Origin of the sequence: Mesonia mobilis DSM 19841 (assembly GCF_000423405.1) — a bacterium.
In the GTDB taxonomy this organism is placed as follows: Bacteria; Bacteroidota; Bacteroidia; order Flavobacteriales; family Flavobacteriaceae; genus Mesonia; species Mesonia mobilis.
The window spans coordinates 1-1946 of record NZ_AUHX01000042.1; the positions used below are offsets into that span (position 1 = coordinate 1).

The following is a 1946-nucleotide window of genomic DNA, read 5'->3' on the forward strand; positions in this document are numbered from 1 at the left end:
TTTGTGTCCTGCGGACACAGACGCTCACGCGTCAAAGTCAGTTCTTTTTACTATCTTTAGTTTCCAAATTCCCTTAGCTGGGAAATTATACAAGACCGTTACCTGCAATGCGAAAAAAAAATCAGTACAAATATGACAGACATTGAACTTTTAAAGAAAGGTTATTTCCCCAAAGAATTACCGCCACCATTTAATACTGAATTGTTTGCATCAAAATTAACTGACATACACAAAGACTGGAAAAAAGTAACATTATCAATTGAAAGAAAAACAAAACCTGAAAGACAATCTTTTAAAGATAAATTTCGAGAATCTAAATGGGTGGTTCATTCAATTCCAAAAACTGGATTTTCACGTCGGCTTTTGGGTATTCCAAATCCATATCATCAATCTATTCTTTCAAAAACAATAGCTGACAAATGGAAAGATATAGAGCTAATTTATAGTAAGTCAAATATGTCTAGCAGTATTCCAATAATTGATACTACTGGAAAAAGAGCATTACAATATAAAAACTCTTTTGGAGAATTTAAGAAAGGTTGCATAATAAACTCATTTGACAAGTTATTTGAGGTAAAAACTGACGTTTCAAGATATTACGGAACTTTATATACTCACGTAATTCCTTGGGCAATTCACTCAAAAGCTGTTGCAAAAACTAAAAGACGCGATTTAACTTTATTAGGTAATATTTTAGACAAAAATTTAAGGGAAAGTAATTCTGGTCAGACGTTTGGAATTCCAATAGGTCCAGATACATCTTTAGTGATTGCAGAAATCATTGGTTGCACACTTGACAAAATAATTCAAGATAAATTTAAATCATCATCAATTAAAGGTTTCAGATTCGTAGATGATTATTTTATCTATTGCGAGAATCAATCTGATTCTGAAAAAGTCTTTAAGTTTATTCAAAGTTTGTTTACAGAATATCAACTTGACATTAATGAAGAGAAAACCAAAATTTCAAAATCACCTTACGAATTAGAGGCAAATTGGGCTATCGAATTAGGTTCATTTACATTTAGAAAACATCCTAAATCACAGCAAACAGATATAGAACGATTTGTAAGTCTTGCATTTAGACACGCAAAATCTAATCCTAAAGATTCCGTACTAAACTTTGCCATTTCAGTTCTAAAATTTCAGACTTTTCTAGATGAAAGTTGGGAATTATTTCAAGCATTAATACTAAAAATAGCGTTAACTGAACCAGTTACTTTACCAGTTGTTGCTCAACTTTTAATTTCTCACAAATCAAAAGTTGATAAGTCTAAAATTAAAAGCATAACTGAAATTATAATAAAAGAACATTCGGCAAAAGGCCATAATTTTGAAGTGGCTTGGGCATTATGGATTTGCAAAGAATTTCAAATTAAATTAAAAGACAAAATAGCCGAAATCATATTTAATTCAAATGATATAATTTCAATATTAATTGCTCTTGATTTAAAAAACATAGGGAAAATAAATGCTTCTGTTTCTACTAAAAACATCGAGCTTGAACTTACGGAGGAATCACTAATGGATGATAAGTGGTTGTTAACTTATGAAGCTATTACAAAAGGTTGGTTACCGAAACCTAAAAAGAATCCAATAAAACTAAACGAATACTTTAATGTTTTGGAAAAAAATAAAATTCATTTTTATGATGAAACTAAATCTTTAATACCATTTCCAGTAATTAAAAGCTCAACGTCAAAAGTTCCTGTCAAAGAAACAAGCAATTATGAACAATCAAAAAATTTCAAGAAATCTGAACCAACAATTGTAAAAATGATTGCACCAATTACGGAATACTAATTTAGTAAAGCACAGCAGGTAACACCGTATAACAACAATTGCGGCTTTGTGTCCTGCGGACACAACCGCGCAAGCATAAAAGTCGGTAATTTTAGCTATCTTAGTTTTCAAACAATCCGCAACTGATTGTTATACAAAACCGT

At 30.7% G+C, this 1946-nt stretch carries 1 protein-coding gene; it reads left to right on the top strand.

Translation table 11 applies throughout. The features are described from left to right. The first annotated feature begins 132 nt into the window (after window positions 1–132). Window positions 133–1803, top strand: a complete 1671-nt coding sequence (locus G551_RS15875) for an RNA-directed DNA polymerase (protein ID WP_084626413.1) — start codon at window positions 133–135, stop codon at window positions 1801–1803. Window positions 1804–1946: the final 143 nt, after the last annotated feature.